This window comes from Pseudoxanthomonas sp. Root630, from assembly GCF_001427585.1.
Classification (GTDB): domain Bacteria; phylum Pseudomonadota; class Gammaproteobacteria; order Xanthomonadales; family Xanthomonadaceae; genus Pseudoxanthomonas_A.
Genome location: NZ_LMGY01000004.1, coordinates 74,272 through 87,536 on the forward strand (window position 1 = coordinate 74,272; position 13,265 = coordinate 87,536).

At 60.9% G+C, this 13,265-nt stretch carries 15 protein-coding genes; 8 read left to right on the forward strand and 7 right to left on the reverse strand.

Features of this window, described 5'->3' with window-relative positions; all coding sequences use genetic code 11:
- Together ASD72_RS04480 and ASD72_RS04485 are read right to left on the reverse strand one after the other, a co-directional pair.
- On the reverse strand, positions 1 to 666 hold the full coding sequence (locus tag ASD72_RS04480; protein WP_054665562.1) for an isoprenylcysteine carboxylmethyltransferase family protein: 666 nt from the start codon (positions 664 to 666) through the stop codon (positions 1 to 3).
- The gene (locus tag ASD72_RS04485; protein WP_054665565.1) at positions 656 to 901 is read right to left on the reverse strand and encodes a DUF2933 domain-containing protein; all 246 of its coding nucleotides are present in this window, start codon (positions 899 to 901) and stop codon (positions 656 to 658) included. The genes ASD72_RS04480 and ASD72_RS04485 overlap by 11 nt, the downstream gene beginning before the upstream one ends.
- Before the next feature lie 219 nt (positions 902 to 1,120).
- On the opposite strand from ASD72_RS04485, the gene ASD72_RS04490 reads away from it, so the two are divergent.
- The 4 genes from ASD72_RS04490 (at position 1,121) to ASD72_RS20840 (ending at position 4,173) form a co-directional block, all read left to right on the forward strand.
- The gene (locus ASD72_RS04490) at positions 1,121 to 1,555 is read left to right on the forward strand and encodes a hypothetical protein (protein WP_056878760.1); all 435 of its coding nucleotides are present in this window, start codon (positions 1,121 to 1,123) and stop codon (positions 1,553 to 1,555) included.
- Positions 1,556 to 1,740: 185 nt separating this feature from the next.
- Positions 1,741 to 2,421 (forward strand): heavy metal response regulator transcription factor, encoded by a 681-nt coding sequence (locus ASD72_RS04495; protein ID WP_054665569.1) that lies wholly within the window; start codon positions 1,741 to 1,743, stop codon positions 2,419 to 2,421.
- A complete protein-coding gene (locus tag ASD72_RS04500; protein ID WP_056878761.1) occupies positions 2,414 to 3,826 on the forward strand; it encodes a Cu(+)/Ag(+) sensor histidine kinase in 1,413 nt (470 codons plus the stop codon). The genes ASD72_RS04495 and ASD72_RS04500 overlap by 8 nt, the downstream gene beginning before the upstream one ends.
- A gap of 146 nt (positions 3,827 to 3,972) precedes the next feature.
- Positions 3,973 to 4,173, forward strand: coding sequence for a hypothetical protein (locus ASD72_RS20840; RefSeq protein WP_155944466.1), 201 nt, complete (start codon positions 3,973 to 3,975; stop codon positions 4,171 to 4,173).
- A gap of 255 nt (positions 4,174 to 4,428) precedes the next feature.
- Here the strand turns inward: ASD72_RS20840 and ASD72_RS20425 are convergent, their stop codons facing one another.
- Complete coding sequence (locus tag ASD72_RS20425; protein ID WP_082393984.1) at positions 4,429 to 4,923, reverse strand: YkgJ family cysteine cluster protein; 495 nt, start codon at positions 4,921 to 4,923, stop codon at positions 4,429 to 4,431.
- A 172-nt stretch (positions 4,924 to 5,095) separates the two neighbouring features.
- Between ASD72_RS20425 and ASD72_RS04505 the strand changes: the two genes are divergently transcribed.
- On the forward strand, positions 5,096 to 6,436 hold the full coding sequence (locus ASD72_RS04505) for an ISL3-like element ISStma11 family transposase (RefSeq protein WP_054665575.1): 1,341 nt from the start codon (positions 5,096 to 5,098) through the stop codon (positions 6,434 to 6,436).
- A gap of 82 nt (positions 6,437 to 6,518) precedes the next feature.
- Here ASD72_RS04505 and merA read toward each other — a convergent pair whose 3' ends face one another.
- Genes merA through merT form a run of 3 tightly spaced genes read right to left on the reverse strand, consistent with a single transcriptional unit; the run spans position 6,519 to position 8,865 of the window.
- Complete coding sequence (gene merA, locus ASD72_RS04510; RefSeq protein WP_012480191.1) at positions 6,519 to 8,213, reverse strand: mercury(II) reductase; 1,695 nt, start codon at positions 8,211 to 8,213, stop codon at positions 6,519 to 6,521.
- 10 nt (positions 8,214 to 8,223) lie between these two features.
- Positions 8,224 to 8,502, reverse strand: coding sequence for a mercury resistance system periplasmic binding protein MerP (gene merP, locus ASD72_RS04515; protein WP_054665578.1), 279 nt, complete (start codon positions 8,500 to 8,502; stop codon positions 8,224 to 8,226).
- A 12-nt stretch (positions 8,503 to 8,514) separates the two neighbouring features.
- On the reverse strand, positions 8,515 to 8,865 hold the full coding sequence (gene merT, locus ASD72_RS04520) for a mercuric ion transporter MerT (RefSeq protein WP_019183730.1): 351 nt from the start codon (positions 8,863 to 8,865) through the stop codon (positions 8,515 to 8,517).
- Between the two features lie 74 nt (positions 8,866 to 8,939).
- Here merT and merR point away from each other — a divergent pair, with 74 nt between their 5' ends.
- Positions 8,940 to 9,347 (forward strand): Hg(II)-responsive transcriptional regulator, encoded by a 408-nt coding sequence (merR, locus tag ASD72_RS04525; RefSeq protein WP_054665581.1) that lies wholly within the window; start codon positions 8,940 to 8,942, stop codon positions 9,345 to 9,347.
- 159 nt (positions 9,348 to 9,506) lie between these two features.
- Here merR and ASD72_RS20845 read toward each other — a convergent pair whose 3' ends face one another.
- Positions 9,507 to 9,734, reverse strand: a complete 228-nt coding sequence (locus ASD72_RS20845; protein WP_155944467.1) for a hypothetical protein — start codon at positions 9,732 to 9,734, stop codon at positions 9,507 to 9,509.
- A gap of 328 nt (positions 9,735 to 10,062) precedes the next feature.
- Here ASD72_RS20845 and ASD72_RS04530 point away from each other — a divergent pair, with 328 nt between their 5' ends.
- Entirely contained in the window at positions 10,063 to 10,335 is a 273-nt protein-coding gene (locus ASD72_RS04530) for a BPSL0761 family protein (protein ID WP_046935214.1), read from the forward strand.
- 2 nt (positions 10,336 to 10,337) lie between these two features.
- On the forward strand, positions 10,338 to 11,099 hold the full coding sequence (locus tag ASD72_RS04535; RefSeq protein WP_056878762.1) for an SseB family protein: 762 nt from the start codon (positions 10,338 to 10,340) through the stop codon (positions 11,097 to 11,099).
- The last annotated feature ends 2,166 nt before the right edge of the window (positions 11,100 to 13,265 follow it).

Below are 13,265 nucleotides of genomic sequence, written 5' to 3' on the forward strand. Positions count from 1 at the left end.
TCATTCGATCTGGCCTTCTTTATTGTTGAACAAGCGCCCAAGCCGCGGCACGAATGCAGGCACGTCGCTCGCGTAGCGTCGATACTGATCCCCGAACGTCGCTTCGACCTCGCGCTCCTCCCGCTTGGCGAGCCGCCAGTACATGACCAGCAGAATCGGCAGCATCACGCCCGTCACGAGTGTGGGCCATTGCAGGAAGAATCCGATCAGCACCAGGATGAAGCCCACGTACTGCGGATGCCGCACATGGGCGTACGGCCCGGTGGTGGCAAGCGATCCGGCGCGTTGAGCCTCGTGCAACACCCGCCAGCCCGCGGCGATCAGCCAGAACCCGCTGCCGATCAGCACGTAACTGGCCAGGTGGAACGGATTGAGATGAGGATCTCCCGACCAACCGAAGAGTGCGGGCCAGATGTGGCCGGCGTCGTGGGACAGCGGGTCCAGTCCCGGGAAACGATTGCCCACCCAACCCGCCAACAGGTAGAGCGTCAGCGGAAAGCCGTACATTTCCACGAACAGGGCGACGATGAAGGCGGAAAACGCGCCCAGCGAGCGCCAGTCGCGCGCCGTCGTCGGCTTGAAGAAGCTCAGGGCGAACAGAATGAAGATGCCGGCGTTCACCAGCGCCAGAAACCAGAGGCCGTAGGCGGGCGGGTTACCGGTCATCGCGGTCGCCCTCCTCCCGATGCGTCTGGTGGCCACCGTGACCGCCGTGACCGCGGTGCAGGAAGAAGTGCATGCCGATGCAGATCACCAGGGGCAGCAAGAGGGGGAGCGCACCGAGTACGTGCGCCCGATGCTCCAGCCACAGGAAGAGTCCCGCGATAGAGAGAAAGACGCACACGGTCAGGACGGCGGGGCTGCGCCAACCGCCTCGCTTCCGATCAGGAATTTCGCTCATCTCGATGCTCCAGGGCGCCAGTTAAGAATGGACGGGACAATTGGCGACGATGCCTCCTGAGCGTAGAAAGGCGTCGCTGTCGGGTCAGTTACGCGTTGATTACATTCATGTAATCACCACGTCATCGTTGTGGCAGATGGCGTCTTGCAGTGTCAGTAGCAGCCTGGCTTGCCGACCTGGTCGGGTCGGCGCTCGAAGCGGTCGTGGAGATTGGACGCGATGAAGCAGCACATTGTCGATCGGAGGGACGCGCTGAGCGGCATCCTGCTCCTGGTGCTCGGCCTCCTCACCATGGGGACTGCGGTGTTCTTCCTAGTGTTGCGCCCCGCGCTTCTGCCCGAGGATATCCGGCACACCGGTATCGACCCAGGCACGTTGCCCCCGGCGTTCCTGGAATGGCTCGGCACCGTGTTCCGCACCTGGGGTGGTTTCATTGCCGGATTTGGCGTCCTGCTGCTGGGGATTGGAGGCTTCCTGCTCTCCGGCCGGGCGCGATGCCTGTACTGGGCCACGGCCATCGGTGCCGTCGTCGCGTTTGGGCGCTTCCTGTTCAGCAACATCCTCCTGGATTCGGATTTCCTCTGGTTCATTTCGGCCCTGTTCGCGCTGGCCGCCGCAGCCGCGATCAGCCTGCTGCTGAGGCGCGGACGCTGACACGATCGTTTGGCATTCACTCGTTCAACGCCGCTCCGGCCCAAATGGTGACGAAATGATTACTGATATGTAATCTTTGCGTCATCCTTATGGCAGCTTCGCCTCGGTAGATTCCAGTGACCCATCATGATCCATCCGTCGTGGCGGGAGCCGGAAGCACGAACGAGTGCGGGCATAGGGCTGACATGAAACTTCTGGTTGTCGAAGACGAGCACAAGACGGCGGACTACGTCCGTCAAGGGCTGATGGAGGCCGGGTTCGTCGTCGACTTGGCGCGCGATGGGCCCGACGGCCTGCACATGGCCACGACCGAGCATTACGACCTGATCGTGCTCGACGTCATGTTGCCGGGCATGGATGGGCGGAAAATCCTGCAAACCATCCGGGCGGCAGGCAACCAGGTGCCGGTGCTGTTCCTGACCGCTCGCAGCAGCGTCGACGATCGCGTCCAGGGATTGGAGTTGGGCGCCGACGACTACTTGGTCAAGCCGTTCGTGTTCTCGGAACTGCTCGCGCGCGTCCGGACGTTGTTGCGCAGAGGGGGTTCGCCTATTCCGCACGATCGCATCCAGATTGCGGATCTGGAGTTGGATCTGGCGCGCCGTCGTGCCACGAGGGCCGGGCAGCGTATCAACCTGACCAGCAAGGAGTTCGCCTTGCTCGAACTGCTGGCGCGTCGCCAAGGCGAGGTGCTGCCGCGTTCGCTGATCGCCTCGCAGGTCTGGGACATGAATTTCGACAGCGACACCAACGTCATCGACGTCGCGATCCGGCGGCTGCGCGCCAAGATCGACGACAGCTTCGAGCCCAAGCTCATCCAGACCGTACGTGGCATGGGCTACACGTTGGACCTGCCGGATGCCTGACCGGTTTGCCTTTCTGCGGCGTCCGGCTTCGCTCTCCGCACGGGTCACCGGCCTCGTCGGCATCGCGATGATGGTGGTGCTCCTGCTGTTCAGCTGGGTCAGCGTGGGATCCCTCGACCGGCATTTCGCCGAAATGGATGAGGAAGAGTTGGGCGTGATCGCCAGTTCGGTCATCCGGGCACTGGGCGAGGTGCAGGACGGAAGCGATACGCAGGCCTTGCGCCGTGCGGTTCGGGGGCATCACGGGGTCTACTACTATGTCGCTGATGCCGGCGGAAAGACGCTGTACGCGCCGAAGGACGGTCCGGACCTGGCGAGCTTCGCCCGGCGCACACCTCCCGTCCCTCTGGCGGACAGGCAAAGCATGACGATATGGGAAGAGAACGGGAAGTCCTATCGAGGTGGCGTCATCCAGGTCGGGGGCGACACCAGTCTGAGCGGTACCTACACGATCGCCGTGGCGATGAACATCGGCGGCCATCTCGAATTCATCCGGAGCTTCAAGCGCATCCAGTGGTGGACCATCTGCGTGGTCATGTGCATCGCGATCCTTGTCGCCTGGTTCGCGGTTCGCTGGGGGCACATTCCGATCCACAGGGCGAACGAGAAGATTCGCGCGATCACCTCGTCCAAGCTGTATCTGCGATTGGATCCCAAGGCTGTACCGGTCGAGCTGGAAGAAACCATCGCGTCCTTCAACGACATGCTCGGGCGCATCGAGGATGGGTTCGAGCAACTGGCGAACTTCTCGGCCGACATCGCCCACGAGTTGCGCACGCCGGTCACGAACCTGACCACGCAGACGGAAGTGGCGCTCGGTCAGGCCCGCTCGGCCGACGAGTATCGGGAGATTCTCTATTCCAACCTGGAAGAGTTCGGGCGCCTGAACCGCATGATCAACGACATGCTGTTCCTGGCTCAGACCGAGAACGATCCGGGCAATCTGAATCTGGAGAGCGTGGTCCTTGAGGACGCCGTCCGGGGGCTGTTCGAGTACTTCGAGGCCTTGGTGGAAGAGCGAGGCGTGAAGCTCGAACTTCGCGGCCGCACGACACCGATCCGCGGTGATCGGGAAATGCTTCGCCGGGCGCTCAGCAATCTGATCTCCAATGCGATCCGGTACACGCCCAGTGGCGAAACCATCACCGTGAGGTTCTCGCAGAACGATCGGGACGTCATCATCAGCGTGGAGAATCCCGGCGAGAAGATTCCACCCGAGGAGCTCTCGCGCATCTTCAACCGCTTCTACCGGGTGGGGCACGCCGCCCACCGAAAGGGCGAAGGCGCCGGGCTGGGACTGGCCATCGTCAAATCCATCGTCGAGGCGCATGGCGGGTCGGTCAGCGCGCTGTCCGACGAGAAGCTGACCAAGTTCTACATCCTCTTGCCGTTGACCGAGAGCTGAAAACACGTTCTTCATCGCCGCGCGCAGGCGGGTGATGGGGCATCGAGAGCTGCGGACTTCTGCCGTGCCGCGAGGTTCAGGGACGGGGACAATCGGGGGAGCCAGCGCCGCGCTGGGGCCAGAGCCGTGAAAGGCTGAGCGTCAGCATGAGCGAAGCCGCGGCCAGCCCCCAGGCAACGACAAACTGCCCATCCGTGCTGATGGCGGCGACGGCGATCGGCGCCAGAATCGGCCCGATGCTGGTCGCCGATTGCTGCGGACCGAGCCTCGATGCAGAAGGCGTGCCTTCACCGCCGATCCACAGGCTGGCGACCAGCCTGCCATCGCAACGAGAACCGCCAGAGTGATCGGGCTCCTTGCCAGCGGAAACAGGAGCATAGGCGTGCCGAACAGCATCAGCATCAGGAAGGCGAGCATCGCCGGTCGCGCAATCAGCCAGGGAAGATAGATGTGGAAGAGCTGAGCGGCGAGCATCGCAAAGCCGCACAGGGCGAGGGTGAATCTACGTATCTCTCCACGCATCGTGGCGGCGTCAGTGGGTTCTGAACAATTTCCTTGATATGGGATTGCTAACATAAGCGCAAACAGGAAGCGCGGCTCCATCAGTCCTGACGCTCCCGTTGCGCGCAGATCTCGCGCGAAGGTGCGCTGTCCGGACAAGTTTTAAGGGACTTACATACCCAGGAGCTTTCGCCGGGTACCGCAAAGATCTGTCTGATGTCCATGGGGGTCGTGCGGCCATCTTTTGCTACGAGCTCATGAAAAGCTTCTTGAACTTTGGAGAGTTGGGCCATCGGCAAAGTGATTTCGCCCGATCTGACCGGATCGCACCAGTACGCCGTGTTGGTCAACGCAACATGCTGGCGGCAAACCATTGGACGGTCCTCGTAGATCGAGCATTGTTCCTGGATGAGGAAGGGGCAGGGCGAACCATGGAAGTCGGCACTAGGAAGCGACTTCGGCAATCGAGAATGCGAGGATCGCTTCTCAATAAGCTCGGCCTCAACGGGATAAAGGTGCACCGGGTAGTGGCAACATGCCGAGCACCCCGCACTGCATGCGACATACGGAGCCATCGCAGCGGACAGGATCTCCATTTCCCTGTGCAAGGCGCGCAGCTTTTTTAGGGTATCCGGAATCTGGTGTGGGTTCTGGCTCCTTGGGTCTTTGTAGCTATCACTTTCAAAGAATGGATTTTGGTGTTGGACGGCTGAGCGGATGTGCTAGAGTAAAAGTCGGATTTCAGTGTGGGTTCGCCCAAGGTGCTGAGTGACGGACTTTCTCCAGCTGCGAAGCCTGAAGACGCTTGAAATCCTGACCAGCGAGGACAGTTATGTCGTCAAGGCCGAAGGCGTCAATCAGTGGGTGACCTGCCCGCTGTGCAAGACCGGACGCCTGCATGGTCACGGCTCACAGGAACAGTCGTTTCAGGACACACCGACGCACGGCAAACCCGTCGTGATCTTCATCCAGCGCCGTCGCTATCGCTGTACAAGCTGCACCAAGACCTTGTTTGAGCCTGTGGCGGACCTTGATGGAAAACGCCAAGCCACGGCGCGTCTGGTGCGTTATATCCGCGACCAGTCCTTCTCCAAGACCTTTGCGGCCCTTGCCCGGGAAGTAGCCGTGGACGAAAAGACGGTCCGCCACGTCTTCGACGATTTCATCGAGGAGGTCGAGGCCAAGACCCAGTTCCGGACGCCGCGGGTGCTGGGTATCGACGAGCTCAAGATCATCGGCCAGTACCGGGCCATGATCACCAACGTCGAGCGCAAGACCGTGTTCGATATCCGCCCCAGCCGGGCCAAAGCCGAGTTGATGCCCTATTTCCGCGACCTGCGGGACAAGGACTCGGTCGAGTGGGTGGCGATGGACATGTACCACGTTTATCGGCAGGTGGTGCGCGCCACGCTGCCACAGGCCCGGATCGTGGTCGATCGATTCCATATCCAGCGCATGGCGAACGACGCGCTGGAGAAGCTGCGCAAGCGCATTCGCAAGGATTTGTCCACCCGGCAGCGCCTCAAACTCAAGGACGAGCGGTTCCTGCTGCTCAAGCGGCAGCACGACCTGACAGGGAGAGATATGGACCGGATGCGGGAATGGTTCCAACAGTTCCCGCTCCTAAGCGAAGCCCACGCGCTCAAGGAAGGATTTCTGTCGATCTGGGATCAGAAGACCCGCCCAGCAGCAGAAGCCGCCTGCGCGAAGTGGCAGGCCAATATTCCGACCGAATTGGCGGCCACGTTCAAGGACCTGACCACCGCCGTGCACAACTGGCACGACGAAATCTTCGCCTACTTCGAGCAGCCGATTACCAATGCCTATACTGAGTCAGTCAACCGAGTGGCCAAAGACATGAACCGCATGGGCAGGGGTTACAGCTTCGAGGTGCTTCGGGCGCGCATACTCTACGACAAGAAGGCGCGCAAGGATGGCTCGGTTATCGAAACCGTGTTGGTCGATGACGACGACCCAATGACCACGGACTTCGTGTTCCAGCGGATGACCACGGCGGCAACGCGCAAGAAGAAGATCACGCGCGTGGTCGAGTACGGCCCCTATCTCCCGACGCTGGCGCGGCTACTCGAAGAGGGGTATTTCGAATAGTCCTCAGCCCATTGTGCAAGAGGCGGCGCTTCAGCCTGAATTTGTGATTCAGCCGATGAAGCATAGGTAAGAGGCCCAGCCACTACCCCGCGCAACAGGACAGTTGCTTTACGTCCTTGGTGAAGGTTTGTGCCGCGAGTTTCAGCCCCTCGACCATCGTCAGGTAGGGGAATAACTGGTCGGCCAACTCTCGCACCGTCATGCGGTTGCGAATCGCCAGTACTGCGGTTTGGATCAGCTCGCCTGCTTCCGGGGCTACCGCTTGCACGCCGATCAGTCGTCCCGAACCGGCCTCCGAAACCAGCTTGATGAAACCGCGCGTGTCGAAGTTGACCAGCGCCCGGGGCACGTTGTCGAGCGTCAGCGTGCGGCTGTCGGTCTCGATACCGTCGTGGTGCGCTTCGGCTTCGCTGTAGCCCACGGTGGCGACCTGCGGGTCGGTGAACACCACCGCCGGCATCGCCGTCAGATCCAGCGTCGCGTTGCCACCCGTCATGTTGATTGCAGCGCGGGTGCCGGCCGCCGCCGCGACGTAGACGAACTGCGGCTGGTCAGTGCAGTCGCCGGCGGCATAGATGTGCGGCACGGTAGTGCGCATCGCGTGGTCGATGGTGATGGCGCCTTGCGCATTGACCACCACACCGGCCGCGTCGAGGTTGAGCGTGCGGGTGTTTGGGGTGCGGCCGGTGGCGAACAACAGCCGGTCGGCATGCAGTTCGCCGCGTTCGGTGGTGAGCACGAATTCCCCATCCTCATAGGCGACCTGGCTGGCCTGGGTGTGGTCCAGCACTTCGATGCCTTCGGCGCGGAACACGGCCGTGATGGCCTCGCCAATGGCGGGGTCTTCGCGAAAGAACAGTGTGCTGCGCGCCAGCATGGTCACCTTGCTGCCCAGCCGGGCAAAGGCCTGCGCGAGTTCGACGGCCACCACCGACGAGCCGATCACGGCCAGCCGATCGGGGATCGTGTCGCTGGCCAGCGCTTCGGTCGACGTCCAGAAGGGCGTGTCTTTCAAGCCCGGGATCGGTGGAATCGCCGGACTGGCCCCGGTGGCGATGAGGCAGCGGTCGAAACTCACCTCGCGCATCCCGTCGTCAGCGGTTGCCACGGTCAGCGTGTGCGCATCCTTGAATCGGGCATCGCCGCGCAGCACGGTGATGGTCGGGGTGCTCGTCAGGATGCCTTCGTACTTGGCGTGGCGCAGTTCATCGACGCGCCCCTGCTGCTGAGCCAGCAAGCGCTTACGCAGAATCTTCGGCGAGGCGGCGGCAATGCCGTCATCGAACGGACTCTCGCGACGCAGATGCGCAATGTGGGCAGCGCGGATCATGATCTTGGACGGCACACATCCGACGTTGACGCAGGTGCCGCCGAGAGTGCTGCGCTCGATCAGCGTCACACGCGCCCCTTGCTCGACGGCCTTCAACGCCGCCGCCATCGCCGCGCCGCCGCTGCCGATCACGGCCACGTGCAGTGCAGCCTCATCGTCCTCGCGCTTTGGTTCGCCGCCCAGCCGCTCTTGTGCATTGTTCAGCAGGTCGCTGGGTTGCCCCGGCGCATCGGCAAGCTGCGCTCGGTAACCGAGTGCGGATACCGCCGCGACCAGCGAGGTCACGTCCGCGGCGGTACCTACGCTGGCCTCAATCTCGGCCCGGCGCTGTGGGTAGGACACTGAGGCCGAACGCACGCCGGGCACCTTTTCCAAGGTCTGCTTGACGTGCTCGGCGCACGACCCGCAGGTCATGCCATCGATGTGCAGCGTGATCGCCTCGGTCATGAGCGTGTGCTCACTTCTTGACGGTAGACGGGTAGCCGGCGTTCTCGGTGGCTTTGGTCAACGCGGCCGGAGTGGTCTTGGTATCGTCGTAGGTTACCACCGCCTCCTTGGGCTCCCAGGTCACCTTGGCCTCGATGACGCCTTCGACCTTGGTCAGCGCCTTCTTGACCGTGATCGGACAGGTGGCGCAGGTCATGCTCGGCACCGACAGCGTGACGGTTTTGGTGGCGGCCCAGGCGGGAGCGCTGAGGGCAACGGTCAGAGCGAGCAATGCGACGAGTTTCTTCATGGCAATCTCCTTTCAGTAGAACAGGGGCATGAGGTAGGGGAACACGAGCGCGATCAGCACCAGGGCGGTGACGATCCAGAAGATCACCTTGTAGGCCGTCCGCACCTGGGGCACGGCGCATGCGTCGTCCGGCGCGCAGGCGCGAGCCGGCCGGAAGATGCGACGCCACGCGAAGAACAGCGCCACGAGCGCCACGCCAATGAAGATCGGCCGGTACGGTTCCAGCGCGGTCAAGTTGCCGATCCAGGCGCCGGAGAAACCCAGCGTGATCAGCACCAGCGGACCGAGGCAGCAGGTCGAGGCGAGGATGGCGGCGAGGCCACCGGCGGCCAGTGCACCGCGGCCGTTGCTGGGGTCTGCCATGTGAGGGATCTCCTTCCGAGACGTTGCGTGATGCGCTAAGGTTACTTCCGTAGTCAAGTACGGAGTCAAGCGCGATGGTGAACGATCCGCAAACACTGACCATCGGGGCTTTCGCCAAGACCGCTGGGGTCAACGTGGAGACCATCCGGTTCTATCAGCGCAAGGGGTTATTGCCAGAACCAGGTCGGCCCGTCGGCAGTATTCGCCGCTACGGATCGGCGGACGTGGCGCGGGTGCGTTTCGTGAAATCCGCCCAGCGGCTGGGGTTCAACCTGGACGAAGTCGGCCAACTCCTACAGCTTGAGGACGGCACTCACTGCAGCGAAGCCGCCGAGCTGGCTGCGCTCCAGCTCACCGACGTGCGCACCAAGATGGCGGACCTGACGCGAATCGAAGCGGTGCTGTCACGGTTGGTCAACGAGTGCCATGCGCAGCGAGGCACTGTGTCGTGCCCGCTGATCGATTCTCTGCACGGGAGCTAGGCGCGTGGCTTAACCCGGTTTTCCGTTCCACTGCGCCTCAAACCCCAGTTCGAGCCGGGGGCAAGGTGACCTGCCACTGATTGTTTCCTTGCACCGACATGCGCCAGACAAAGCCCACACTGAAGGCTAAAAGCGCGTAAGCCTTGCGATACCAGAAACCTACCGAACGAGAGCTGTCAGACAAGAAGGGCTAGTGCGGTCTTCCCACACTAAAATCCACCCCTTTTTTATCGGGCTTCCAGGCAAGGCGGCCAGCCGACTGGCCAAGCTGGCTTCTCTGTCTTGGATTTCCATCGGAATGCCAGTAAGCATTCGATCGAAATTCGCCTGGGCATTCTTCTTGGCCTGAGCAGGATCGCGCTCTGAGTCATCCGTTTGCTGCGTCATCGGTGCTCCTCAAGCGTGCCCGGTTCATCCTCAAAACCTACCAAGCCTGCGCCCATCATGCTCGCGGAACTGAAGGCTATCAGGGCTGGAGCGTCCGGCGCGGGCTAGCCGCAACGTGAGCAAGACACCGATCAAGGGCGGAGCCATTCAAACACCAGACTCACCAAGCCGGCCACGCCGCGGTTTTACATAAGCGACGTTATGCGAAGTAAGTTATTGATTATATTAGTTTAAGTTGGAATTCGCAAGATCCGTAACTGCGCCGTGCGCTGGCTGGCCACAGACGCGATAAGCTAAGCATTCCTTAGTTTTAGTCATTCTTGATGCCATGACGATGCCATCTGAGCGCACCCGCAATGTGCTGCAGGCAGGCGCGTTCCTCAGGCAGCTAGCCGCCAGCCAAGCCGTGCCCAAAGAGGTGCGGCAAGAGGCATACCGACTGCTGCGGCACTATCCAACGGTCAGCGACATTGAGGCGATTGCTGAGCACGAAGAGCGGCTGCGAGCGCTGACCCAGTCGGCCTTCGTACGACCCTACTTGAGCACCGAGATCGAGGCGGACTGGTTCTCCGGATACCCGCTTGGCCCTCATCGCATCTGACCATGAAGCAACCGAGCAGGCCGCGTGGAAGAGGGACTACGTCTGCGGAGGCAGCGCTGGAGGCTTCCTTTGAACGGGCCCGCGACAGCGCAGCCGAGGAACGCGCATTCTTCAAGCGACTGATGGATGCGATCGTGTACGTGCATGCGCCCGTCTCGGACGACGCGCGGACACTGCGGCTAGTCCAGTTCCGCCATCCTGACGGTTTCGACGCGATCCCTTTCTTTACCTCGCTCGACAAGGCGCAGGCGGCCAGCTCGGCTGCTGTCAGAATTCTGGGAGTTTCAGGCCGTGAGCTGCTAACCGGTACTCGCGGCGCGACGTTGATGCTCAATCCCAACGACGGCGGCGTTGTCCTGTACCCGGAAGAGGTTGCGACATTGTTGGATACGGGCTTTCTGGCCAGGGTAGAACGGCTGTCGCCGGCTGAGTTCGCGGTAAGACCTGCCCCGGCGGCACCGGCTTGGCTCGCTCCGGCCATCAGCGCCAGCCTTGAGCACGCCGACTTCGTCTCGTCGGCTTATCTCCTGGAAACTCACTCGTCAGGAGGCGTCGAACAGCCTCCCGGTCTGTTGATCTGGCTGGTGGTCGACCTGGCTTTCGCCGAGCGGGCCGCTCGTCTGGTGACCACCGCCATACAGCCCTTATGCTCAAATTTGGACGTCATCATCGACTTGGCGGTCCACGACGTATCGCAGCCTTTGCCGGCGGGCCTGGATGATCCCCAGATCCTGCCCATATTCACGAGAATCAAGTCAACTTGAGCGCAGCTCATCGGCCTATGAGCCCTGAAGACAAGCTACTAGCACTCCTTCCGGAATTGACCGAGGAAGAGAAAGATCGGCGAACGCGCAAGGGTATGGCCGACGTCGACGCTGGACGTACGATCCCGCACGAGGAACTGCTGCAATGGATCAGGCGACGGTCGGAGCCTTCTTGAGTGTTTTCGTTGGGTCAGGAGCGTGGAAACTCTTGAATCCAATATTCAAGAAGGGCACGCGTGCCTGAGCAGTACTCCAGGAATGCCTGTGTCACACGGTTTCTGGTTCGATCAAGCCTAGTTCTGTAATCCACGAACTGCCTGACGTCGAGGGGTGTTTCCTCGTTGAATCATGGTGTTAGAGCCGATTCGGCTGTTTTTCTCACGAATCCCTGCCGACCCTCATGTAGGCCTACTTAACCCGACCAGAGCAAACCGAGATGCCCATCTGAAACTCTGCGTATGCGCTGCTGAAACTTGATCCAGTTCGAGGTTTGGGTGCAAACAATTGGTTCGCTAACGCGTATGCCGCGATAGCTGCCGGGCTGTTTTTCCGTTTGGAGAAACAGGCCAGAAGAGTTGCTGCCTGGTGCGCCTGCTAACCACTGCATTGCCGCAAAATGACCCGAGACATCCTTTTTTCGGATCCGTTGAAGGACAGGGCGCGCCCAGTAGCCGTAAGACTTGCCAGAATCTACTTTACGCGGCCCCATTTCACCCCTGCCTTCCGCCCGACGGAAATCTCCCCTCACTCACTGTACACCGAGTCGCGTAGCGGGCTTGCGGCCGTCGCTTGCTGGCCGAGACACGATACCGAGATATCGTGTGCGCCAGAGAGAAGGGAAGTGGCGCTCGTACGAGCACACAAGGCTAGACCAGATACTTCCTCAAGGAAAAGAGCGCCATTTCGAGCCCTACTACTTCCTACAAGCGACTAGCTTAGACCTGCCATACCAAAGTGCGCGCCGAGCTTGGTTGTATGCCATGTCGGCTTCACGTGGAAGCATATGCTCAGCTAGAACTGGATCGGCCCCATTCGCGATCGAGTGCTCGACAGCCTCAAGCCGTTTCAAATAACGCGTTACATCGGGCATGAACTGTGAGAAAGCGGGATCTTTGCAAAGACCATACTGCCGCTCAAAAGCATCAATTTCATGGCGTATGGTCAAACTTGCGCTTCCGCTCAAGTCTGGCACTCGTTCTGGACGAATTGGTGCCGCCGCATAGGCGTTACCTTTGGCTTCGCTACCAAGATCCGCAACTCTCTCGTGAAGAGCCAAGGAGCCTACTGCTTGCGGCGGAGGTCGGGGACGGGCGGGCTGGTCTCGCTTTCCAAGTGGAATTACCAACAAGCCCTTCGGTTGTCCTGGGCTGCTCGTATCGCGCGCGAATGTGCTTGCACTCCTGGTTCGAATCTTCTTAGCAAGTGACTCGGATGAGGATGATGGATTGGCGCTTGTGCTTCTTGTCATAGAGCCCGGCGGCCCCTGCTCGGGCTCAGCATCAAGTTGTAGCCCCTCTATGGGAAGCAACTGACCATCGTTCTGGTAGAGCTTGAGTGGACGCACTGGCGCCTGCAGCACGTCGATGGACATTGGGACAGCCTTCCCAGGCTCCGCCGTCCTTGTACGCGGGTCAGCTAGCTTGCCATTTTGAGTTCTGGGGCCGGGGGCATTTGGCAGAGTAGGCAATGAGGCAATCTCAGCCGGAGGTGACCTCGAGAGGAAGAGAAGGCGGGAACGAAACTCCTGACCGCTAGCAGGGGATGTCGTGGCGATGGGTCGATACAAGACCCACGTAAGCGACATGACAATTAGCACGGAAAGCGCACCAGCCACCAATCGATCGCCGTTGGCGCTGACGCGAGATCGTACGACGGTGGTGAAGTCACTCTTGCTAGCTACCTGCAAAGCCATGTGCACCGCTGGGGAGGAGCGCCAAATCTACCGCAACTCCCGGTACATCGGTTTACATACATACATTTATGCTTAGGTTGACGTATGCGACATATCATTCTCCGTTGACACGCTTCTAACCACCGCAAATTGGTACGCCCCCGATTCCGTAGACACCTGATAGTGTCTTTTGAGGATCGGAGGATCTATGGCGAGCAAGCGATTCACAGACGAGTTCAAGGCCGAGGCGGTCAAGCAGGTCAGCGAGCGTGGTT

Bases quoted from the DNA above. Each gene is read 5' to 3' on its own strand.
- ASD72_RS04500 (WP_056878761.1), top strand. From the start codon at position 2,414: ATGCCTGACCGGTTTGCCTTTCTGCGGCGTCCGGCTTCGCTCTCCGCA.
- ASD72_RS04485 (WP_054665565.1), bottom strand. From the start codon at position 901: ATGAGCGAAATTCCTGATCGGAAGCGAGGCGGTTGGCGCAGCCCCGCC.
- ASD72_RS04535 (WP_056878762.1), top strand. From the start codon at position 10,338: ATGAAGCAACCGAGCAGGCCGCGTGGAAGAGGGACTACGTCTGCGGAG.
- ASD72_RS20840 (WP_155944466.1), top strand. From the start codon at position 3,973: ATGAGCGAAGCCGCGGCCAGCCCCCAGGCAACGACAAACTGCCCATCC.
- ASD72_RS04490 (WP_056878760.1), top strand. From the start codon at position 1,121: ATGAAGCAGCACATTGTCGATCGGAGGGACGCGCTGAGCGGCATCCTG.
- merT (WP_019183730.1), bottom strand. From the start codon at position 8,865: ATGGCAGACCCCAGCAACGGCCGCGGTGCACTGGCCGCCGGTGGCCTC.
- ASD72_RS20845 (WP_155944467.1), bottom strand. From the start codon at position 9,734: ATGACGCAGCAAACGGATGACTCAGAGCGCGATCCTGCTCAGGCCAAG.
- merR (WP_054665581.1), top strand. From the start codon at position 8,940: ATGGTGAACGATCCGCAAACACTGACCATCGGGGCTTTCGCCAAGACC.
- ASD72_RS20425 (WP_082393984.1), bottom strand. From the start codon at position 4,923: ATGGAGATCCTGTCCGCTGCGATGGCTCCGTATGTCGCATGCAGTGCG.
- merP (WP_054665578.1), bottom strand. From the start codon at position 8,502: ATGAAGAAACTCGTCGCATTGCTCGCTCTGACCGTTGCCCTCAGCGCT.
- ASD72_RS04530 (WP_046935214.1), top strand. From the start codon at position 10,063: ATGACGATGCCATCTGAGCGCACCCGCAATGTGCTGCAGGCAGGCGCG.
- merA (WP_012480191.1), bottom strand. From the start codon at position 8,213: ATGACCGAGGCGATCACGCTGCACATCGATGGCATGACCTGCGGGTCG.
- ASD72_RS04480 (WP_054665562.1), bottom strand. From the start codon at position 666: ATGACCGGTAACCCGCCCGCCTACGGCCTCTGGTTTCTGGCGCTGGTG.
- ASD72_RS04495 (WP_054665569.1), top strand. From the start codon at position 1,741: ATGAAACTTCTGGTTGTCGAAGACGAGCACAAGACGGCGGACTACGTC.